14 protein-coding genes are annotated in these 22,560 nt (G+C 34.2%); all 14 read left to right on the top strand.

Features of this window, described 5'->3' with window-relative positions; genetic code table 11:
- Positions 1-22 precede the first annotated feature (22 nt).
- Positions 23-1,459 (top strand): glycoside hydrolase family 28 protein, encoded by a 1,437-nt coding sequence (locus ACFSC2_RS18170; protein ID WP_379815759.1) that lies wholly within the window; start codon positions 23-25, stop codon positions 1,457-1,459.
- Positions 1,460-1,497: 38 nt separating this feature from the next.
- A complete protein-coding gene (locus ACFSC2_RS18165; RefSeq protein WP_379815758.1) occupies positions 1,498-4,629 on the top strand; it encodes a SusC/RagA family TonB-linked outer membrane protein in 3,132 nt (1,043 codons plus the stop codon).
- Between the two features lie 12 nt (positions 4,630-4,641).
- Entirely contained in the window at positions 4,642-6,315 is a 1,674-nt protein-coding gene (locus ACFSC2_RS18160) for a RagB/SusD family nutrient uptake outer membrane protein (RefSeq protein ID WP_379815757.1), read from the top strand.
- Positions 6,316-6,414: 99 nt separating this feature from the next.
- Positions 6,415-7,353 (top strand): alpha/beta hydrolase fold domain-containing protein, encoded by a 939-nt coding sequence (locus ACFSC2_RS18155; protein WP_379815756.1) that lies wholly within the window; start codon positions 6,415-6,417, stop codon positions 7,351-7,353.
- Between the two features lie 10 nt (positions 7,354-7,363).
- On the top strand, positions 7,364-8,329 hold the full coding sequence (locus ACFSC2_RS18150; protein WP_379815755.1) for a DUF4861 family protein: 966 nt from the start codon (positions 7,364-7,366) through the stop codon (positions 8,327-8,329).
- 111 nt (positions 8,330-8,440) lie between these two features.
- A complete protein-coding gene (locus ACFSC2_RS18145; RefSeq protein ID WP_379815754.1) occupies positions 8,441-9,634 on the top strand; it encodes a glycoside hydrolase family 88/105 protein in 1,194 nt (397 codons plus the stop codon).
- Positions 9,635-9,644: 10 nt separating this feature from the next.
- Complete coding sequence (locus ACFSC2_RS18140) at positions 9,645-10,859, top strand: glycoside hydrolase family 88/105 protein (protein WP_379815753.1); 1,215 nt, start codon at positions 9,645-9,647, stop codon at positions 10,857-10,859.
- Positions 10,860-10,954: 95 nt separating this feature from the next.
- On the top strand, positions 10,955-12,175 hold the full coding sequence (locus tag ACFSC2_RS18135; protein ID WP_379815752.1) for a glycoside hydrolase family 88/105 protein: 1,221 nt from the start codon (positions 10,955-10,957) through the stop codon (positions 12,173-12,175).
- A gap of 59 nt (positions 12,176-12,234) precedes the next feature.
- A complete protein-coding gene (locus tag ACFSC2_RS18130) occupies positions 12,235-13,824 on the top strand; it encodes a glycoside hydrolase family 43 protein (protein WP_379815751.1) in 1,590 nt (529 codons plus the stop codon).
- 6 nt (positions 13,825-13,830) lie between these two features.
- The gene (gene pelA, locus ACFSC2_RS18125) at positions 13,831-15,831 is read left to right on the top strand and encodes a pectate lyase (protein WP_379815750.1); all 2,001 of its coding nucleotides are present in this window, start codon (positions 13,831-13,833) and stop codon (positions 15,829-15,831) included.
- Positions 15,832-15,889: 58 nt separating this feature from the next.
- On the top strand, positions 15,890-17,245 hold the full coding sequence (locus ACFSC2_RS18120) for a glycoside hydrolase family 28 protein (RefSeq protein WP_379815749.1): 1,356 nt from the start codon (positions 15,890-15,892) through the stop codon (positions 17,243-17,245).
- Positions 17,246-18,236: 991 nt separating this feature from the next.
- On the top strand, positions 18,237-18,980 hold the full coding sequence (locus ACFSC2_RS18115) for a rhamnogalacturonan acetylesterase (RefSeq protein ID WP_379815748.1): 744 nt from the start codon (positions 18,237-18,239) through the stop codon (positions 18,978-18,980).
- Between the two features lie 660 nt (positions 18,981-19,640).
- Complete coding sequence (locus tag ACFSC2_RS18110; protein ID WP_379815747.1) at positions 19,641-20,561, top strand: PorP/SprF family type IX secretion system membrane protein; 921 nt, start codon at positions 19,641-19,643, stop codon at positions 20,559-20,561.
- Between the two features lie 23 nt (positions 20,562-20,584).
- Entirely contained in the window at positions 20,585-22,555 is a 1,971-nt protein-coding gene (locus tag ACFSC2_RS18105; RefSeq protein ID WP_379815746.1) for an OmpA family protein, read from the top strand.
- The last annotated feature ends 5 nt before the right edge of the window (positions 22,556-22,560 follow it).

Genomic DNA, 22,560 nt, shown 5'->3' with positions numbered 1-22,560 from the left:
CCAATAAGAAAAATACTTCATAATGATTACACGTAAAACTCAAATTTGTAAATGGATTGTATTTTTAACTGCTGGTCTTGTGGTGCTTATCTCTTGTGCAGAAAAGACAGCGTCTGTTTCTTCAAATGATCCTTGGAAGAAAATGGAATTGGTTATTAAAAGCATTCCACAAACAAAATTTACTGCAAAAACGTATAACATTAATGATTTTGGTGCCATAGCCGATGGAAAAACATTAAACACCCTTGCGTTTGAAAAAGCTATAAAAGAATGTGCTTCTAAAGGCGGAGGAATAGTTTTAGTGCCAAACGGAAGATATTTGACAGGTGCTATTCATTTAGAAAGCAATGTAAACCTTCATTTAGAAGATCAGGCAGAAATTCTTTTCAGCTTAAATCCAAAAAACTATCCAATTGTACATACTTCTTGGGAAGGAACGGAGGTAATGAATTATTCGCCGCTTATTTATGCGAAAGGAAAAACGAATGTTGCCATAACTGGAAAAGGAACTTTAAACGGACAGGCAGACAGCACCAACTGGTGGATCTGGTCTGGAGGAAAAGGATACGGATGGAAAAAAGGAATTCCGTCTCAAAATGACCCGTCAAATCGTGAAGTTTTAGTTGATATGGCGGAGAAAAACATTCCAGTTTCTGAAAGAGTTTTTGGAGAAGGAAGATATCTGCGTCCTAATTTTATCGAATTTTTTGAATGTAATACTGTTTTAATAAAAGACATAACGGTAATAAATTCTCCTTTTTGGATTTTACATCCAATTAAAACCAACAATATGATTATTGATGGTGTAACGGTAAACAGCCACGGACCAAATAATGACGGTTGTGATCCGGAATATTCTCAAAATATTTTAATTAAAAACTGCACTTTTAATACCGGTGACGATTGTATCGCTATTAAAGCCGGACGCGATGCTGACGGAAGAAGAGTGGCGATTCCGAGTAAAAATATCATTGTACAAAACTGCAAAATGATTGACGGTCACGGTGGTGTTGTAATTGGAAGTGAAATTTCTGCGGGCGTAAACAATGTTTTTGTCGAGAATTGTGTAATGGACAGTCCGAATCTGGATCGCGCTATTCGTATCAAAACCAATTCAAAAAGAGGAGGCGTAATAGAAGATATTTATGTTAGAAATCTGGAAGTAGGAGTTGTAAAAGAATGTGTTTTAAAACTGAACATGTTTTACAATGTATACGGCTCACAAACAGGAAACTTTATTCCGACCATAAGAAATGTCAGTTTAGAAAATGTAACAGTAAAAAACGGTGGAAAATACAGTGTATGGGCTGAAGGTTACAAAGAATCTCCAGTAGAAAATATTACACTTAAAAATGTAAAAATAGAGAAAGTAGATTCGATCTATTTATTAAAAAACGTAAAAAACATAAACTTTATAAATACTTATATCAATGACAAAAAAGTAGAATCAATTAATTAGTAACTATCAATTAACCACTTAAACCATTAAACCAAATTATGAACTTTAAAAAACTATCTAAGAAAAAAGAGAAGTACAGTATTGTATTTTTGTTTTTCCTGAATTTACTGTTGTGTAATACCACTAGCGCACAGTCTACAACAATAGAAGGGAAAATTACCGACGCAGCCGGATTATCGCTGCCGGGGGTAAATATTAATGAAAAGGGAACTAAAAACGGAACTTCAACAGATTTTGAAGGAAGTTTTAAGATTAATGTAAACAATCCAAAGGCTGTTTTAGTAATCAGCTATTTAGGATTTCAAACACAAGAAATTAGTGTTGCCGGAAAATCAAAAATAAATGTAAGTTTAGCCGAACAATCAAACGCTTTGACAGAAGTTGTGGTTGTGGGGTACGGTTCTGTAAAAAAGACAGATTTAACAGGATCTGTAAGTACAATCAGTGCTGTAACGATTACGGAAAGAAATACAATTAATCCGCTTGAAGCTATTCAGGGAAGTACACCAGGGGTTCAGATTTCATCTTCTTCTGGACGAGCAGGAGACGGATTTAAAGTCGTAATTAGAGGAAATAACTCTTTAATTGCCGATTCTAGTAACCCAAGTCAGGTAGGTTCATCACCGTTGTATGTTGTAGATGGTGTTCCGATGGACGGAATTGACTTTTTAAACCCGCAGGACATTGCCAGAATGGACGTTTTAAAAGACGCTTCTTCTGCAGCAATTTATGGTTCTAGAGGATCTAACGGAGTTATTATAGTAACTACAAAAAGTGGTACAAGTGCTAAAGCTGGTATCAGTGTAACTTTTGATACTTCATACGGTAATAAATCAGCAACGAGATTACCAAAAATGATGACGGGAGAAGAATGGTGGAAGTTTCACCAAGTGGCTTACATGAGCGCAACGCCTCAGACACAAACTCCAGCACAATTAGCTACTTTAGCAGGAAATCAAAGTCCGTTATTAGTATCTCGTGCCAACAGCGGTTACAACTTTGACTGGTACGATGCTGTTTTAAAATCTGGAATGACAGAGAATAATTATTTAAATATTTCTGGTCGTTCAGAGTCTGGTATGAGCTACAACTTAGGTTTTGGTATTCAAAGTGACAGAGGTCTAATTGATAATGACTCAACAGATAAATACTCTTTCAAATTAGGATTAAATCACAAAATAAATGACAAATTTTCTACTGGTGTAAACGTTACAATTGCGAGATTAGATAACCAATTAGGAAGTGATTTAGCGATGCAGGACGCTTTTAGGTTAAGTCCTTTAATGTCTCCCTGGGCTATTGATGCCGCAGGAAATGAAAAGGTAGGAACTTTGTTTTTCCTTCCTGGAAAATTAACCTATCCTGATGGTTCTTGGGCAATCAACAAAACATCAACGGTTAACCCCTTAATGGAAATTGATAATTCTTCGCAAACAGAAAAAACATGGCAGACTGTTGGAAATGCTTATTTCCAGTATCAGGCTTTAAAATGGCTTTCGTTCAAAACCACTTTTGCCGCGGGAGTTATGGATACAAAAAATTCAAAAGCTTATACTGCACAAACAAATGCGGGGGTAACTTTAGTCGGAAAAAATTCGGCAACTCTTGAGAATTTTAATAACTTCAATTATACTTGGGACAATCAAATTGATATCAAACATACTTTTAATCAGTCTCACGATTTTAGTTTGTTATTATTGCAGAGTTTGTATTCGAATACAGATGAATTTTCTTCATTGTATTCTAACAATCAACCTTTTGATGTTGGAACAGATAATATGGGTTCTGGAGTTCAGACAAGTTATGTTGTCAAATCTTCTTTCGCAAAAAACACTCTAAACTCATACGCTGTTCGTTTGAATTATGCTTTTAAAGATAAATATCTAGTAACAGCTTCAACAAGATGGGACGGTTCTTCTGTTTTATCTAAAGGAAATAAATGGCAGAGTTTCCCATCTTTAGCTTTAGGATGGAAATTAAGCAAAGAATCGTTTTTAGAAAATAGTTCGGTTGTTTCTGATTTAAAACTTCGTGCAAGTATCGGATATACAGGAAACGATAACGTAGCGCCTTATACTTCTCAAGCGTTATTAAATCAGCAGACTTTTTATGCTGCTGGTGCAAACGTAGTTTCAGGATGGCAGTCAGAAAATTTGGCAAATCCAGATCTTACTTGGGAAAAAACAAGAGAGTACAATTTAGGTCTTGATTTCGGATTCTTAAAAAATAGAATTTCAGGTTCTGTTGACGTATACGACAGATTATCAGAAGATTTGATTTACAAACAACAATTGCCAGCAGAAACAGGATGGAAAAACACTTTTGCCAACGTTGGTTCTGTAAGTAATAAAGGAGTAGAGGTTTTATTAACGACTAAAAACATCAAATCTCGTCTGGTAACTTGGGAAACGACTTTTACTTTTACTAAAAACGTAAACAAATTAGAGTCTATTTACAATCAAGACAAAGTAAGTGATATTGGTAACAAACTGATTCTTGGTGCGCCATTAAATCCAAATTACAATTATGTTTATGATGGTGTTTGGCAGGAAAGTGAAGCAGCGGCAGCAGCATCTTACGGAATGGCTCCAGGACAGGCGCGACCAAAAGATTTAAATGGTGATGGTAAATTTAATCAAGATGATAGAACGGTAATTGGAAACCCGAATCCAGAATGGCAGGGAAGTTTTTATTCTAAATTAAACGTTGGTCAGTTTGACTTTAATTTCTCTGTAATCACAAGTCAAGGACAGACTGTTTTGAGTACATTTCACCAAAACTTTGCAGACGTAAGTGATAGAGGTCGTCAAAAATTGGCAATGGACTACTTTATTCCGACTAACGGAACAGGAATCGAAGCAAATGCAAATAATACCAACCCAAGACCAGGACCGGTTGCAACTGGAGCTGGAGCTTATTGGACATCTTTGTTTGGATATTACAGAGACGCTTCTTACGTAAAAATCAAAAATATATCTTTAGGTTACACATTAAATTCTGAATTGTTGAAGAAACTTAAAATCAGCAATTTTAGAATCTATGTGAATGTTCTAGACCCATTTGTGTTTACAAAATTTGATGGATATGATCCAGAATGGGCAGCTTCGCCATTTGGTGTAAACCGCCCGGCATCTGTAACAACGCAATTAGGGTTAAGTGTTAAATTTTAATAAAGATATCAAATGAAAAAAATAATAATAATGTTAGGAATAATTGCTGTTTCTGTAAGTTCATGCAGTGATTATATTGAAGAAGACAGCCGTTCTTATGTACCCGCAGATGCAACTTATAAAACAGCATCTGGATTTCAGTTATTAGTTAATACAAATTACGCTTGGCTTAAAGGCATTTATGGAGGAAATCCGTGGTTGTTTGAATCAGGAACCGATATGTATGCAGAGGGTAGAACTCCAGAACCTGCAGGTTTGAGTCAGTACACGCTTTTAATTCCATCATCAGATAATGTGGCAGATTTGTACAATCCATGTTATCAGTTGATTCAATCAGTTAATAAAACTATTTATTATTCAACAGTAACGGAACAGACCACAATTTTAAATTCTCAGGTAGGAGAAGCACGATTTTTAAGAGCGCAGGCGTACTTTTTATTAGTGCAGACTTATGGTGGAGTTCCTGTTGTAAATGAGCATATTACCACACCAGTTTTATCTTTTACCAGAAATACGGCAGAAGAAGTTTATGCACAAATTATTGGAGACTTAGATTTTGCTTTAGCGAATGTTGGTACGACTGCGTACAGCACATCTGGAAAAGTAAACAAAAGAGCGGTCAACGATTTATTGGCAAAAGTTTACTTAACAAGAGGATATGAAACTTTTGGTAAAGCAGATGATTTCTCAAAAGCGGCAGCTTATGCAGATGCCGCAATCGCTGGACAAGCTTTGAACGTTGCAACAGCAGATGTATTCAAACCAGGAAACGATCTAAATGCAGAAACTATTTTTTCTGTACAATACGATAAAGCTTCAACAAGCACAGATCCGACTAAATTAGGAAACAATCAATTCTACTATTTCAGTTCTTATTTAGGAGGAGCAGAAACAGGAGCGCCGTTAAGAAGTTATAACTTATGTCCAACAGATTATGCTTTAGGATTATATGAAAAAGGAGATAAAAGATGGGACGCTACTTTTATGACAGAGATTCTTGAAGGTCCTGAAACTACAAACGGAGTTACTAAAACAATTTTGTATTATCCATATTACAGAAGCTCAAATCCTGCTTCATTAAAAGTGAGACATTTTTATGAGCCAAAATGGTTTACACCAGCAGACAAAACAACTTGGATGACAACAAATGCTTCTAGATTATCGGCAACATTTGTTTACCATCCTTGGGGAGAATATTCTGCAGCACATACGTTAATTAAAAACTTAGACTGCTATACTATTCCAGTTAAGAAATTTGACGATCCAGATCCAACAACGCCATCAAGTACGGGACCGGTTAGTACAAGAGATGTGATTGTTTCAAGATTAGCTGAAACCTATTTAATTGCTGCCGAAGCTTATTTTAAAGCTGGCGTGCCTGCAACAGGTTTAGACCGTTTGAACGAAGTAAGAAGAAGAGCAGGCGTAGCAAACGCAACAGCAGCTCAGTTTAATATTGATTATATTTTAGATGAAAGAGGAAGAGAATTATTAGGAGAATATAAAAGATGGTTTGACTTAAAACGCACAGGAACTTTGGTAGCAAGAGCATCGGCTCATAATTATAAAATTAAGGCAGCCAATTTTGTGGGTATCGATGGAAAACTTAAGATTTTAAGACCAATACCACAGAGTGTTTTAGATTTAAATCAAAACAAAGATTTTCCACAGAATCCAGGTTATTAATAAGATAATAGTTTAGAGACTATTTGTTTTTTGAAGAAAGTTAAAAAGGAGTTTGACTTTGGTTGAACTCCTTTCTTAACTAAAAAATTAAAGATTGAAATGCGAAAAATAGGCGTAATTTTTTTAATACTTTTAAGTAGTGTAAGAGCTCAAAGTCAGCAGTATAAGGTTGATACTTCTTATACTATAAAAAGCACGTATGCCAAATTAATTAAGAAATACCCGTTTATTACCATTCCAGAACTTAAACCAAATATAGATGTTCAGGAACAATTGGACTTGGTTTACAATAAAGATCAGGAGAGAGTTTTGCATTTGGATGCTTTCATCAATAAAAAGAAAAAAAGAAATCCAGCGGTTGTTATGATTCATGGCGGCGGATGGAGATCTGGAAATAAAGATCAGATGCAGTTTTTGGCCAGAGAAATGGCATCAAAAGGTTACTCTTGTTTTACAATAGAATACAGATTGTCATTAGAAGCAAAATATCCAACAGGCGTTATTGATGTCAAAAATGCGATTCGGTTTATAAAAGATAATGCAGGAAAATTTAATGTAGATCCAAACAAAATTGCGGTTTTAGGCTGTTCTTCGGGCGGTCAGATGGCAGCTTTGATTGGTACAACAAATAACAATCCGATTTTTGAAGATAAAGCTTTTAAAAGTAAATCTACTTCAAAAGTAAATGCAATAATCGATGTAGACGGCGTATTAGCATTCAAACATCCTGAATCATCTGAGGGCGATATGGCCGCTTTTTGGTTAGGTGGAAAATCGGACGAAATTCCAGAGAATTGGAAAATGGCTTCAGCCTTAACACACACCGATAAAAATACACCACCGACACTTTTTATCTGCAGCAGTATTCCGAGGTTTCATGCAGGACGAGATGATATGATTGCGATTTTGAAGCAGCATAAAATATATAATGAAGTAAAAACTATAGAAGATTCACCGCATTCCTTTTGGTTTTTTGAACCTTGGTTCACTCAGACAATTACATATACAACACAATTTTTAGACAGAATTTTTAAATAATTAGAATATAATGAAAACAAAAATCACCACAGCCGTTTTATTTTTTGCAGGTTTAACTGCCATCAATGCTCAGAAATACGATATCAAAACCAATAAAACGTACGCTGAAATCTCTGCCAAAACAGACGGAAAATGGGAAGGAAGAAAATACAAAGGAGGAACGGTTTTTAAAAATGTGGATCGATTAAAACTAGCTCCAGAGCATACTGATCATTCGTTTGATATTCGTTACGAAGGACCAGGATGGGAAAATAACAGAATTGGTTACCGCTTGTATTTAGACTGGAGAAATGCAATTGATATTTTTGGAAAGAAAACTTCAGAAAATATTCTTCCAAAAGTAGGTCAGGATGGTTTTGATTCGTATCACGAAATGAGCGATTGGGGAGCTGATATCTTGAAAGCTGGAAAAGGAATCGGAATTGGTTCTATTGATCGTTATTTAAACAACGAAAAACTGCACTTCCGTGAAGTAGATTCTACGATTGCAGTAGTTTCTAATAAAGCAAATGAGTCGGTTGTGAAAGTGAACTATTATGGATGGAAAACGGCTTCGGACAATATTGATTTCGTTTCAGAATTAACTATCAAACCAAATAATCTTTACACGCAGCACACCATTAAAGCGTCAAAAGAAATTAAAGGAATCTGTACAGGAATTGTAAAACAAAAAAATACAGATTTGCTTAAAAAAGAAAGTAAAAACAAAAAATGGGCATATTTAGCAACTTACGGCGAACAATCTTTGGTTCCAGATAAGTTAGGAATGGCAATTTTTTATGAAATTAGTACTATCGAAAGTACACAAGATACTGATTTAGATTATCTTTTAGTTTTTAAACCAACAACCAAAGCGGTAACTTTTTATCTTTTGGGAGCTTGGGAACAAGAAGTTAACGGAATCAAATCGAAAGAGGAATTCGAAAAATACTTAAATGAAAAATTAGAAGTATTGAATAAAAAAGGGAAAATGTAAAGAGAAGTTTTTAAGTTTCAGGTTTCAAGTTTCAAGTTTGCTTGAACAAAGAATCAACGTTAAACTTGAAACCTGAAACTTGAAACAAAAAAACTGAAAACAATAAAGCCTATGCCTAAAATTAATTCTCAATTTTTTGTAGTTGTGTTTGTGATGCTTTTTAGTATAAAAGGCATTTCACAAAATCAGGAAGTTATTTCAGATCAATTAAAATGGTCCGAAAGAACAGCAGTTACCATTATGAATAAATATCCAAAAGCATGGCAGCTCGATGGAAATGAGAAACCAAAATGGGATTATAAAATGGGTTTTGTGTTGTCTGGTTTCGAAAAATTATATCAGAAAACAAACAACAAAAAGTATTTCAATTATACCAAAGAGTATGTTGATGAAATGATTGACAGCACGGGAAATATAAAAAAATACGATCTCAAAGAATACAATATCGATTATCTCAATCCGACAAAATTGCTTTTTAATCTTTATGATGTTACTAAAGATTCGCGCTATTTTCAGATTATCGGGAAAGTTAGAAATCAGTTAGAAACACAGCCAAGAACGGCAAGCGGCGGCTTTTGGCACAAACAGATTTATCCGAATCAAATGTGGATTGATGGTTTGTATATGGCAGAACCATTTTACACGCAGTTTACGGTAAAATACGAAAAAGGTAAAAATCTTGACGATATCGCTAAACAATTTGAGCTGGTTCAAAATCATATTATAGATAAAAAAACAGGATTGGTTTATCAGGCATGGGATGAAAGCAAAGAAATTGCCTGGGCAGACAAACAAACGGGAACATCGCCGACAATCTGGGGACGCGGTATCGGCTGGTACATGATTGCATTGGTAGAAACGCTCGATTATTTTCCGAAATCGCATCCAAAATATAAAGTTTTGGTTGGGTATTTGAATGACATTGCAAAGAATGTAAATCAGTTTAAGAGTGAATCTGGTTTATGGTACCAAGTTGCAGATAAACCTGAAAAATTCGGAAATTATGTAGAATCTTCTGCTTCTGGAATGATTATTTATGCTTTTGCAAAAGGTGCAGACAAAGGATATTTACCTTCAAGTTACAAAACAACAGCAAAGAAATCTTTTGACAGTTTTGTAAAAGAGTTTGTAAAAGTCGATAAAAAAGGAGAAATAAATATTCTAAACAGTTCTTCGAATGTTGGATTGGGCGGAAAACCTTTTCGTGACGGCACCAATGATTATTATCTAACAGCAAAACCAAAAGAAAACGGTGCGATTGCATACGGTGCATTTTTATTAAGTGCTATTGAATTAAATAAATAATAAGAATAAAATGAATTGCAGAAATAACATAAAATCGGTTTTAGCGGCAATGACGGGTATAATTCTTTTTATATCTGCGACGGTTTCTGCACAAGAAAAAAACAATTCATCTATAATTTCTAAAGATTTAAAATGGTCAGAAAGAATGGCGCTTTCGATTATGAAACGCGCTCCAAAAGCCTGGCAGATTGATAATAACGAAAAACCAAAATGGGATTATAAAATAGGTTTAGCCATGTTGTCTTTTCAAAAATTGTATCAAAAGACAAATAATCCAGTTTATTTTGAATATGCAAAAGGATACGCAGAATCAACAATAAATGAATCTGGTGAAATCTTGAATTATAAGTTAGAAGATTACAATATTGACAATATTAACGCCGGAAAAATACTTTTCGATCTTTACGATTCGACCAAAGACAAACGTTATCTTACCGCTTTGCAGACTTTGAGAAAACAGTTAGAAACGCATCCTAGAACCAATTCAGGAGGGTTTTGGCACAAAAAGATTTATCCGTACCAAATGTGGCTCGATGGTTTGTACATGGGCGAGCCATTTTATGCTCGTTACACTGCTGAATTCGAAAACAATAAAGCCTTTGATGATATCGCAAAGCAGTTTGAAGAAATTCACAAACACACTTTAGACCCAAAAACAGGATTACTTTTTCACGCTTGGGATGAAAGTAAACAAATGGCTTGGGCAAACAAAACAACAGGAACTTCACCTAACTTTTGGTCAAGATCCATTGGCTGGTACATGATGGCTCTGGTAGATGTTTTGGATTATATGCCAAAAGAACATCCAAAAAGAAAAGAATTAATCAAGTATTTGAATGCTATTTCAAAAGCCGTTTTAAAATATCAAGATAAATCAGGATTATGGTATCAGGTAACCGATGCAGGAAATAAAAAAGGAAATTATCTGGAAGCGTCGGGATCTGAAATGTTTGTTTACGCTTTCGCGAAAGGAGCAAACAAAGGCTATTTATCTTCGAGTTATACAAACGCCGCATTAAAAGGTTTTGAAGCAATCGTAAACAAATTAATTACCATTGATCCTAGTGGCGAACTTCATATAACTCAAGTATGCGCGAGTGCGGGATTAGGAGGAAATCCGTATAGAGATGGTTCGTACGAATATTACATAAACGAAAAAATAAAAGTGGATAATTCACATGGACTTGGCCCTTTTATTTTGGCAGCATTAGAATTAGATAATTAGTCAATTAGATAATTGGATAATTGGATGATGGGAATGTTGGAAGAGATATAATTAGTAAAAAAATAAAAAATAGTAGAATTTAAATATATTTTGAAATGAAGAATAGTAGAAAGCAAAGTTACCTAATGTCAGTTTTACTGATTTGTGTGATGACAATTACAAGTTGTAAAGTAACCTCGCAAGAGCCAAAAAAGGACATCGTAATCGGAAAGAATTTAAAATGGTCTGATAAAATGGCTTTAACTTTAATGAAACGCCATCCAGAAGCTTATATGCTGGATGATGCTAAAAAGCCAAAATGGGATTATGTACACGCTTTGGTTTTACATTCGATTGAAGAATTATACAAAAAAAATCCAGATCCGAGATACAAAGCTTATGTAAGAGGATACGTTGATGAATTGGTTCAAGCCGATGGAGAAATCAAAACCTACGAATTTGATAAATACAATATTGATTTGGTGGTTCCTGGACGTCTTTTGTTTGATATTTACGCAGAAACAAAACAAGATAAATATTTAAAAGCTTTACAGCAGATTCGCAAGCAATTGGCAGAACAGCCAAGAACGGCAAGCGGTGGTTTCTGGCACAAACAGATTTATCCAAACCAAATGTGGTTAGACGGGTTGTATATGGGAGAACCTTTTTATACACAATACACCGTGACATTTGAAAACGGAAAAAGCTTAGATGATATCGCAAAACAATTCGAATTGATTCAGCTTCATGCAACAGATCCAAAAACAGGATTATTATACCACGGATGGGACGAAAGTAAACAAATGCCTTGGGCAAATAAAGAAACTGGAAACTCACCAAATTTTTGGTCTAGAGCTTTGGGGTGGTATGTAATGGCTTTGGTTGATGTTTTAGATTATTTCCCAAAAGACCATCCAAAACAAAAAGAATTAGTAAAATATTTAAACAATGCATCTGAAGCTTTGGCTAAATACCAAGATAAATCGGGATTGTGGTATCAGGTTACCGACAGAGCAGGAGGCAAAGACAATTATCTGGAAGCATCTGGATCTTCTATGTTTGCGTATGCTTTTGCAAAAGGAGCAAACAAAGGTTATTTGCCAGCAAAATATAAAAAACTAGCCAACAAAGCTTTCGACGGATTAACAACAGTTTTAATTAAAAAAGTAGACGAAGACGGCGGTATTACTTTAACAAACTGCTGTCAAGTTGCAGGTTTAGGCGGAACTCCTTATCGTGATGGTTCTTACGAATATTACGTAAACGAAAGAAAAAAAGACAACGATCCAAAAGCAACTGGACCTTTTATTTTAGCTGCTTTGGAGTTAAATAGATAATTAAGCTGCATCCTCACAGGTTTTAAAACCTGTGAGGTATAATAAAATAATCACTTTAAATGAAAAATATAAAAGTCATCTTTTTGTTTCTGTCGATAATTTATTTTCAGAAAAATCAAGCACAAGTCTGGGTATCTGATAACGGAGACGGAACCTACACGAATCCTATTCTTCATGCCGATTATTCAGATCCGGATGTCGTTCGCGTAGGCGATGATTATTATATGACAGCATCTTCTTTTAATTGTATTCCAGGATTACCTATTTTACATTCTAAAGATCTAGTGAACTGGAAAATAATTGGTTATGCATTGGCAAAACAGCCGCCTTTTGAAACTTATGATAGTGTGCAGCACGGAAACGGTGTCTGGGCGCCAAGTATTAATTTTCATAATAACGAATTCTACATTTACTATCCAGATCCCGATTTCGGCATTTATATGATAAAAGCCAAAAAAGCCGAAGGACCTTGGTCTGAGCCATTATTAGTAAAAGCAGGAAAAGGACTGATAGATCCGAGTCCGCTTTGGGATACTGACGGGAAAGCTTATTTAGTGCATGCCTTTGCAGGGAGTCGCGCACAGATTAAGAGTTTATTGGTGGTTTGCACCATGAAACCAGACGGAACAATTGTAAATAATGATGAAGTAATGGTAATTGACGGACATGAAAGTGAAGGAACTATTGAAGGTCCAAAATTCTACAAACGAAATAATTACTACTATATTTTTGCACCAGCTGGAGGTGTTCCGACTGGATGGCAGACAGTTTTAAGATCTAAAAATGTTTTTGGTCCTTATGAAAAGAAAAAAGTTCTCGAACAAGGTTCTACAAAAATAAATGGTCCGCATCAAGGCGCTTGGGTGACAACACAAACCGGAGAAGATTGGTTTTTTCATTTTCAAGATAAAGAAGCTTACGGACGTATCGTACATCTGCAGCCTATGAAATGGGTAAATGACTGGCCGGAAATGGGACAGGATTTTGATAAAAATGGAGTCGGAGAACCCGTTACGACTTTCAAAAAACCAAATATTGGAAAAAAATATCCAATTGAAACTCCAGCAGAATCAGACGAATTTAATTCGCCTAAATTAGGACTACAATGGCAATGGCAGGCCAATAAGCAAATTAATTGGGGAATGCCGACGAGTTTAGGATACCTTAATTTGTTTTGTAATACAACAGCAAGCAATATTTTTAATGCTCCCAACTTACTATTGCAGAAGTTTCCGGCTGAAGAGTTTACGGCAACTACAAAACTAACTTTTAATACCAGAATAAATGGAGAATCTACGGGTTTGATTATTATGGGATTAGATTATAGTTATTTATGTTTTAAAAATGAAAACGGAAAATTATTTCTAAGTCAAAAAACGGGAACTTTTAATAAATCAGTTTCAGAATCAGAATCTAAACCTATTGCAATTTCAAATAACACTATCTATTTGAGAGTTACAATTAAAAAAGACGGAATCTGCAGCTTTTTTTACAGCTTAGACGATAAAAATTACCAAGCTATCGGAAATGATTTTACAGCTAAAGAAGGAAAATGGATTGGCGCTAAAGTCGGACTTTTTGCTTTAGGCGAAAAAGTAACTAACGATTCTGGAAATGTGGCTGTAGACTGGTTTAGAATTACAAAATAAAAGACAATGAAAAGCATTCAACAATATATTCTATTCCTTTTCTGCAGTTTAAGTTTGAGTTTGCAGGCGCAGAACAAGTACAAAAACTGGTCGGATATTATTCGCAAAAGCGATCCTGCTTGGTTCGGAACTGAAGAAGCAAAAAAAGCAGCCGATAACGTTTTGTTATACCAAAGAGATATTGGCGGCTGGCCAAAGAATATCCAAATGCAGCAGGAATTGACAGAAAAACAGCAGAAAGATTTATTGGCACTTAAAAAGACTGCGGTTGAAACCACTACTGACAATGGCGCAACAACGCAGGAAATGCTTTTTATGTCTAAAATGTATGCACAGACAAAAGACGAGCGTTACAAAGAATCATTTCTAAAAGGATTAAATTATCTATTAGAAGCCCAATATGCCAACGGAGGCTGGCCTCAGTTTTATCCATTGAAAAAGGGATATTATACACATATTACCTATAATGATGATTCTATGGTTAACATCTTAAATGTCATTAGAAATGTAGCAGATCAAACGGATTATTACAGCATAAAACCAGACAATGTTACAGTAGAAAAATGTAAAAAATCTTTTGAAAAAGGAATAGATTGTATCTTAAAAACGCAATACAAACAAAATGGCATTTTAACAGCTTGGTGCGCACAACATGATGAAGTTACTTTATTGCCGGCAAATGCAAGAGCTTTCGAATTAATTTCACTTAGTGGTTACGAGTCGGTAAAGATAACATTGCTTTTAATGTCTATTGAAAAGCCGTCTCCAGAAATTGTAACCGCAGTAAAAAGTGCTGTAGCGTGGTTTGAAAAAACAAAAATTACCAATCTAGAAGAGAAAAGAGTTTTAAATGATGCTGGAAAAATCATAGATAAAAAGATGATTCTGGTAGAAAATGCTTCACCAATCTGGGCAAGATTTATGGATTTAGAAACCAATGAACCATTTTTCTGTGACCGTGACGGAATCAGAAAAAAATCTTTGGATCAAATTGGTTCAGAGAGACGAAATGGCTATTCTTGGTATTCTGATGCTGCGAAAGAAGTATTAAAGAAATTTCCCGACTGGGCAATAAAAAACGGAACAAGAGTAGGAGCAGCAGAAAAAAAGAATGTATCTCTAATTACTGTGGCACAAGATGGCTCAGGAGATTTTACAAAAATTCAGGATGCTATTTATGCTTGTCCTGCATTTCCCTATGAGACCGTAACAATATTTGTAAAAAATGGAACTTATAACGAAAAAGTTAGACTTCCAGAATGGAATACTAATGTCGTTTTAAAAGGCGAAAGTAAAGAGAATACGATAATTACTTTTGATGATAATTTTTCTAAAATCGGTTTAGGCAGAAACAGTACTTTTTATACCTATACACTTTCTATAGAAGGAGATGATTGCGTCGTTTCTAATTTAACCATTAAAAATGCTTCAGGAGACCGCGGACAGGCAATTGCCTTATCTGTTACAGGGAATAGAGTTAAAATTTCGAATTGCAAGCTGCTAGGAAATCAGGATACTTTGTATGTGTCTGGCAAAGAAACAAAACAGTATTTTAAAGATTGTTATATAGAAGGAACAACCGATTTTATATTTGGAAGTGCAACGGCATTGTTTGAAAACTGTATTATTCACAGTATCAAAAGCTCTTACATTACTGCAGCTTCAACTCCAGAAGGAACTGCTTTTGGTTTTGTTTTTAAAGATTGTAAAATTACTGCAAACACAGAAGCAAAAGATGTTTATCTAGGCAGACCTTGGCGTATTTATGCTAAAACAGTTTTCTTAAACTGCGAATTGGGAAAACAAATTAAACCTGAAGGATGGGAAAACTGGTCAAAAACAGAAGCAGAAAAAAAATCGTTTTACGCAGAATATAATAATACAGGAGAAGGCGCCGCTTTTTCAAAAAGAGTAAAGTGGTCCTATCAACTTTCAAAAAAAGAAGCAGCATCATTCACTGCATCAAATATTCTAAAAGACAAAACAGCAAATTGGTTTTTAAGATAATTTGAATTTTTGAAGTATAAATTATGTTTTAGTAATGCAGTATTAAATAAGAAACAAAATGAATCTTAGATACCTTTTTTTAGTTTTAATTTCGAGTATAACCTTTGCGCAAAATGGTACATTTCCTGTTGCAAAAGTGGATTCTATTGTAAAGAATATTCAGCTTCCTGTATTTTCTTCGTATCAAATAAACATTCTAAAACTAGGAGCAAAAGGCGATTCGATAACCGATAATAAAAAGATCTTTGACAAAGCAATGGCATTGTGCCAAAAGAAAAATGGCGGAACCATTATTGTCCCAAAAGGAATTTATAAGATAAACGGACCGATTCATTTTGTAAGTAATGTTAATCTTAAGATTGAAAAAGGCGCCAAAATTAAATTCAGTGACAATCCAAAAGATTATCTTCCATTGGTCTTAACGAGTTGGGAAGGAACGATGCTCTACAATTACAGCCCGCTTATTTATGCTAATAATTGCACAAATATCGCCATTTCTGGAGAAGGAACGATAGATGGAGAAGGAGGGAAAACTTGGAAAACCTTTAAAGCAAAAGAAGGTAAAGGCAAAGAATTAAGCCGTGAAATGAACCATACCAATGTTCCTGTAGAAGACAGAAAATTTGGAGAAAATTACTTTTTGAGACCACAGATGATTCAGTTTCTAAATTGTAAAAACATTTTGGTTGAAAATGTTAGAATTGAAAACTCACCATTTTGGTGTCTGCATTTATTAAAATCGCAAAGTATAACCGTTCGAGGCATTAGTTATAAATCATTAAATCACAATAACGACGGAATCGATCCAGAATATGCTAAAGACGTTTTAATAGAAAATGTAAACTTTGATAATGGCGACGATAATGTAGCCATAAAAGCCGGCAGAGATCACGAAGGAAGAATGAATGCGGCAACACCAAGCCAGAACATTGTGATACGAAACTGTAATTTTAAAGGCCTTCACGGAGTAGTAATTGGCAGTGAAATGTCAGCTGGAGTTCAAAATGTATTTGTAGAAAATTGTAAAACGATCGGATATTTGAAAAGAGGTATTTATCTAAAAACCAATGCTGATCGTGGCGGGTATATTAAAAATATATTTGTGCATAATATTCAATTAGACCAAGTTGAAGATTGTCTTTATATCACAGCAAATTATCATGGAGAAGGAAAAGGCTATCAGTCTGATATATCCAACGTACATTTTTCTAACATAACTTGTAATAAAGCATCAGAATCAGGAATTGTCATTCAAGGATTTCCAGAGAAAAAAATTAAAAATATAACCTTAACGAACATAGAGATTAAAGAGACTAAAAATGCACTATCTAACGAAAACGCAGAAAATGTTTTGATGACAGATGTCTTTATAGGAAAAAAAGCAAGTGTGCCTACAGCGGTTTCTAAGCAGTGATTTTTAAAGTAACAAAAGGGACAAAGTAACAAAGTAACAAAGAGACAAAGGTTTTTACGTAGAGGCGCACTGCAGTGCGTCTACGCAAAGAATATCGCAAAGTATTTGATGTATTTTTAATCTTGCGAAGACGCGAAGGCGTAGAGATTTTATTTCACACAGATTTGAAAAAGATCAAAGCAGATTATACAGATTATAAATTTAATCTGTGTGAAATAAGAAAAAAACTTAGCGCCTTTGCGTCTTTGCGAGAAAATTTCGGCATCAAAGAAAAAATCTCCTTAATCTGCGGAATCTGCGAGAGTAAATTTTTCACGCAGATTTAAAAAGATTAAAGCAGATTATACAGATTATAAATTTAATCTGCTTGAAATAAGAAAAAAACTTAGCGCCTCTGCGTCTTTGCGAGAAAATTTCAGCACCAAAGAAAAAAATCTCCTTAATCTGGGGAATCTGCGAGAGTAAATTTTTCATGCAGATTTAAAAAGATTAAAACTGATGCAGATTTAAAAAGATTAAAACTGATTATACAGATTATAAATTTAATCTGCTTGAAATAAGAAAAAAGCTTAGCGCCTCTGCGTCTTTGCGAGAAAATTTCAGCACCAAAGAAAAAAATCTCCTTAATCTGGGGAATCTGCGAGTAAATTTTTCACGCAGATTTGAAAAAGATTAAAGCAGATTATACAGATTATAAATTTAATCTGTGTGAAATAAGAAAAAAACTTAACGCCTCTGCGTCTTTGCGAGAAAATTTCAGCATCAAAGAAAAAAATCTCCTTAATCTGCGGAATCTGCGAGAGTAATTTTTCACGCAGATTTAAAAGATTAAAGCAGATTATACAGATATAAATTTAATCTGCGCAAATCAGCTAAAATCTGCGGAATCTGCGTGAAACAAGAAAAAGAGCCAAAGAAAATAAAGAAAAATAAAGAAAAATAACCTATCATCCTTCGCGCACTTGACGGTTAAAAAACAAAACAAATTAAAATGAAAAAATACATTCTTCTAGCCCTCTTAATCACCACAGCAAGTTTCGCTCAAAAAACAACATTATACTGCATTGGCGACTCTACAATGGCGAATAAAAAAGACCCAAAAAAAAATCCAGAGCATGGCTGGGCGCAGGTTTTACAACCTTTTTTTACAGAAAATATAGCAGTAGTAAATAAAGCAGTAAACGGCAGAAGCACCAGAAGTTTTATCAACGAAAAACGTTGGGATTCCATTTATAAAAAACTAAAAAAAGGCGATTATGTCTTTATTGAATTCGGACATAACGATCAAAAAATCGAAGACTCGGCGCGTTACACAAATCCGCATACAGCGTACCGTTACAACCTAATTAAGTTTGTAAAAGAAAGCAGAGAAAAAGGAGCCATTCCGATTTTACTGACTTCAATCAGCCGTCGTAATTTTAATGAAAAAGGAGTGTTAGTGCCGACACATGGCGATTATCTGTTAGAAACTAGATTGGTGGCACAAGAATACAAAGTTCCGTTTATTGATTTAGAATATTACACCGAACTTCTAGAACAATCTTACGGACCAGAAAAATCAAAGCAGCTGCATTTACATTTTAAAGCAGGGGAGAATGCTTTTTATGATAAAGATAAAGCCGACGATACACATTTATCCTTAAAAGGCGCAACAGAAATAGCACAGATCGTTGTTTATCAAATCAAAATGTCAAATGATTCTTCATTAGATAAACTTAAAAAGTCAATAAAATAAATTTAAGAAGAAAGGACAACGCAAATGTCTTAAAATGTTACTTTTTAAACTTTTAAGGGTAATATTTCAATTGATAATAAGAGAATTTTGTTTTAGATAATTCAATTAAACATAGAAGTTGAAACTATTTATGGATTTTGGATTTTCCACATGCAATTATTATAAAATTAGTTTTTTGAAAGAGAGAAAGAGTCACTACTTTCTCTTTTTTAATTTATATATATAAGTTAAAATTTTACTTCGTACTATTTACTTTTTTTTTACATCACTTATCATTAAAAGAGCGGATTTATTCACTCTTTTTTCTTTATCTAAAAATCTGAAAGTTATTAATGTACTAACACTATATTCTTGCAATGTATTGTATTTCAATATAAAGAGTTTTGTTAGCTATTTTAAATACACTTTTGTTTCCTCCATAATTTTTCCATTTATAGTTATTGGCTAATCAATAAATTTTAAACTGTTTCATTTTTAGCTATTTACAGTGTAGTTTGTCTTATTCTGTAAGTATAAAAACTTTTAGGGGACTTCATAAAAGTATTTTGATTAGAAATTTGCATCGAAAAATTAGTAGCATTAAAAGTGTACCTAATGTGAACTTTTATTCATGTTGTTAATAAACGAAATAACAAGTAAAAATTAATTTAAGTAGAACTAATGAAAAAGAATTTCTATTGTTTATTTGCAATATTGCTTTTAGGAATGTTTGATGCGCGGGCACAGCAAGATTCTCAATATACGCAATACATGTATAATACGATGACAATAAATCCCGCTTATACTGGAACACGAGGTGTACCTAGTATATTTGGATTATACAGAACACAATGGGTAGGGCTTGAAGGAGCTCCAAAAACAGCCAACTTTTCTTTTGAAATGCCAGTTTCAAAAAATGGACAAGGTTTGGGATTTTCAGCAATAAATGATCAGATTGGACCGTCAAATGAAACTACAATTTCTGCTAATTATTCTTATCCAGTTCAACTTTCTGCAGACTTGACTATGTCACTAGGGATCAGTGCATCAGGTAACTTTATGAATATAGACTATACTAAATTGAGAACACTTAATCCAAATGATCCCTATTTGAACGGCCAGCTATCTCAAATATCACCAAATTTTGGAGCAGGAGTTTATTTCCATAGTGAAAAATGGTATGCAGGTTTGTCTGTACCGATGATTTTAGAAACTAAATTTTATGATGATATCCAAACTTCTATGGCTTCTAAAAGAATGCACTTTTATGCTATGGGAGGTTATGTATTTGATTTAAATGATAACTTAAAATTTAAGCCGGCAGCAATGATTAAAATGGTGCAAGGTGCTCCATTAGCAGTAGACCTTTCTGCTAATTTTTTATTTTACGAAAAACTAACCCTTGGAGCAGCTTACAGATGGGATGCTGCTGTAAGTGCAATGGCTGGTTTTCAGATAACTCCGGGAATGAACATTGGATATGCGTATGATTTCGAAACTACGAAAATTAGAAATTATAGTTCGGGATCACACGAGATTTTCTTACGATTCGATTTGTTTACAGAAACTAAATACCGATTAGTAACGCCAAGATTCTTTTAATTAAAACAAAACGAAATAACAAGATGATGATCAGGAAATTAAGTATATTGTATATGTTGCTTTTTATTTGTTTTGCTCAGATAGGAAAAGTAGAAGCACAAAACAAAAAGTTGGAGAAAGCAAACGAAGTTTATGGAAAATTTGCTTTTTTAGAAGCAGGTAAATTGTACCAAGAGCTGGTTGATAAAGGAAATACTTCTATAGATGTTTTTACCAAACTTGGAAATTGTTATTACTTCAATGCTAACTATGGAGAAGCAGCAATGGCTTATTCTAAAGTTTTGGATCTAAACAATAATGTTGACCCCGTTTATTATTTTAGATATGCACAATCGTTAAACAATCTTCAAAAATACGAGGAATCTTATGGAGTTATAAAAAAATATTACGAAAAGATCGGGAAAATAAAAGAAGGTGAAAACTGGGATGAAAAAAAGCTAATGGCAGCAATTCAAAAACAGTCGGGGCGTTATAGCTTAAAAAACATAGATATAAACAGTCCTTTTTCTGATTTCGGAACTTCATTTTTGGGTAAAGATAAAGTAGTTTATACTTCTGCAAAAGATACAGGTGTGATAATAAAACGAAAACACAGCTGGAATGACAAATCATTTTTAAAGTTATATACAGCTGATATTACTTCTGATGGAGGACTAACAAATCCAGTGAAAGTAAAAGGAGATGTTAATACGAGATATCACCAGAGCACGGCAGCGGTTACCAAAGATGGAAAGTATATGTTTTTTACAAGAAATAACTATTCAGACGGTAAATTAGGAGCTGATAGGAATGGAACAAATTTCTTGAAAATTTATGTTGCTGAGAATGTAAACGGAGAGTGGAAAAACGTAAAAGAGCTGCCTTATCCGATCAATAGTGATGGCTTCTCTTCTGCCCATCCAGCGTTAAGTCCAGATGAATCACAATTATATTTTGTTTCAGACAGAAATAATAAATTTGGTAATTCTGACTTGTATGTTGTAAGTTTAAAGAAAGGTGGTATTATTGGAAATGATGTTACAAAACTGCCAGATGAAATAAATACTCCAGGGAGAGAGACCTATCCTTTTATGGATGAAAAAGGAATTTTATACTTCGCATCAGACGGACATCCAGGATTAGGAGGTCTTGATGTATTTGCAGCAATAAAAGATTTATCGGGAAATTACCATGTAGTTAATTTAGGAGATGGAGTAAACACCACTTTTGATGATTTTGCTTATACAATCAACAGCGATATGAAAGGTTTCTTTTCTTCTGACAGATCAGGAAACGATGATATTTATGGGTTTGTAGAAAACAAACCGGTTACATTTGATTTTGATATCCGTGCATTAGTTTATGGTACAATTTCTGAAAGCGGTAAACCGGTAGCTGATTTAACAATTGAAATTTTTAATAGTAAAAATGAAGTTGTTGCTGCTTCTAAAACTGATGCCGACGGAAAATATAGTATACCATTAGATCCGTTTTTATCTTATAAAGCGGTTTATCATAAGATTGGTTTAGCAAATAGAACCATAGATGTTAGTCCGCTAAAAGCTTTAGAAAAAAAGGAAATATCTTTTGAATTAGTAAAAGAAATGGAAGTAGTGGTAAATGGAAATATAGTAACAATTGCTCCTGGCGAGAACCTCCATGAAAAATTGAATCTGGATCCAATTTACTTCGATTTAAATGGGTATAATATAAGAACATCATCTAAAAAAGAATTAGATAAAGTTGTTCAAGTAATGAAAGACCGCCCAATCTTAACCTTAAAAGTTAATTCGTATACTGATAGCCGTGGACGTGATGATTTTAATATGAAACTTTCTCAAAATAGAGCTCAGGCAACTGTTGATTACATCATTAAAGCAGGTATTGCGCCAGAACGAATTAAAGGTGAAGGTTTTGGTGAGACACGCCTGTTGAACCATTGTTCAAATGGTGTACCTTGTTCTGAAAAAGAACACGAAGTAAACAGACGTTCAGAGTTTATTGTGAATTTTTAATAAAT

It is taken from the genome of Flavobacterium artemisiae (genome assembly GCF_042678225.1).
Lineage (GTDB): Bacteria > Bacteroidota > Bacteroidia > Flavobacteriales > Flavobacteriaceae > Flavobacterium > Flavobacterium artemisiae.
The sequence above is the reverse complement of the archived record's forward strand: the minus strand, read 5'-3'. Positions and strand labels throughout refer to the sequence as shown.

What these genes read in the sequence shown, in the direction of transcription:
- ACFSC2_RS18170 (WP_379815759.1), top strand. Translation starts at nt 23, where the DNA reads ATGATTACACGTAAAACTCAAATTTGTAAATGGATTGTATTTTTAACT.
- ACFSC2_RS18165 (WP_379815758.1), top strand. Translation starts at nt 1,498, where the DNA reads ATGAACTTTAAAAAACTATCTAAGAAAAAAGAGAAGTACAGTATTGTA.
- ACFSC2_RS18160 (WP_379815757.1), top strand. Translation starts at nt 4,642, where the DNA reads ATGAAAAAAATAATAATAATGTTAGGAATAATTGCTGTTTCTGTAAGT.
- ACFSC2_RS18155 (WP_379815756.1), top strand. Translation starts at nt 6,415, where the DNA reads ATGCGAAAAATAGGCGTAATTTTTTTAATACTTTTAAGTAGTGTAAGA.
- ACFSC2_RS18150 (WP_379815755.1), top strand. Translation starts at nt 7,364, where the DNA reads ATGAAAACAAAAATCACCACAGCCGTTTTATTTTTTGCAGGTTTAACT.
- ACFSC2_RS18145 (WP_379815754.1), top strand. Translation starts at nt 8,441, where the DNA reads ATGCCTAAAATTAATTCTCAATTTTTTGTAGTTGTGTTTGTGATGCTT.
- ACFSC2_RS18140 (WP_379815753.1), top strand. Translation starts at nt 9,645, where the DNA reads ATGAATTGCAGAAATAACATAAAATCGGTTTTAGCGGCAATGACGGGT.
- ACFSC2_RS18135 (WP_379815752.1), top strand. Translation starts at nt 10,955, where the DNA reads ATGAAGAATAGTAGAAAGCAAAGTTACCTAATGTCAGTTTTACTGATT.
- ACFSC2_RS18130 (WP_379815751.1), top strand. Translation starts at nt 12,235, where the DNA reads ATGAAAAATATAAAAGTCATCTTTTTGTTTCTGTCGATAATTTATTTT.
- pelA (WP_379815750.1), top strand. Translation starts at nt 13,831, where the DNA reads ATGAAAAGCATTCAACAATATATTCTATTCCTTTTCTGCAGTTTAAGT.
- ACFSC2_RS18120 (WP_379815749.1), top strand. Translation starts at nt 15,890, where the DNA reads ATGAATCTTAGATACCTTTTTTTAGTTTTAATTTCGAGTATAACCTTT.
- ACFSC2_RS18115 (WP_379815748.1), top strand. Translation starts at nt 18,237, where the DNA reads ATGAAAAAATACATTCTTCTAGCCCTCTTAATCACCACAGCAAGTTTC.
- ACFSC2_RS18110 (WP_379815747.1), top strand. Translation starts at nt 19,641, where the DNA reads ATGAAAAAGAATTTCTATTGTTTATTTGCAATATTGCTTTTAGGAATG.
- ACFSC2_RS18105 (WP_379815746.1), top strand. Translation starts at nt 20,585, where the DNA reads ATGATGATCAGGAAATTAAGTATATTGTATATGTTGCTTTTTATTTGT.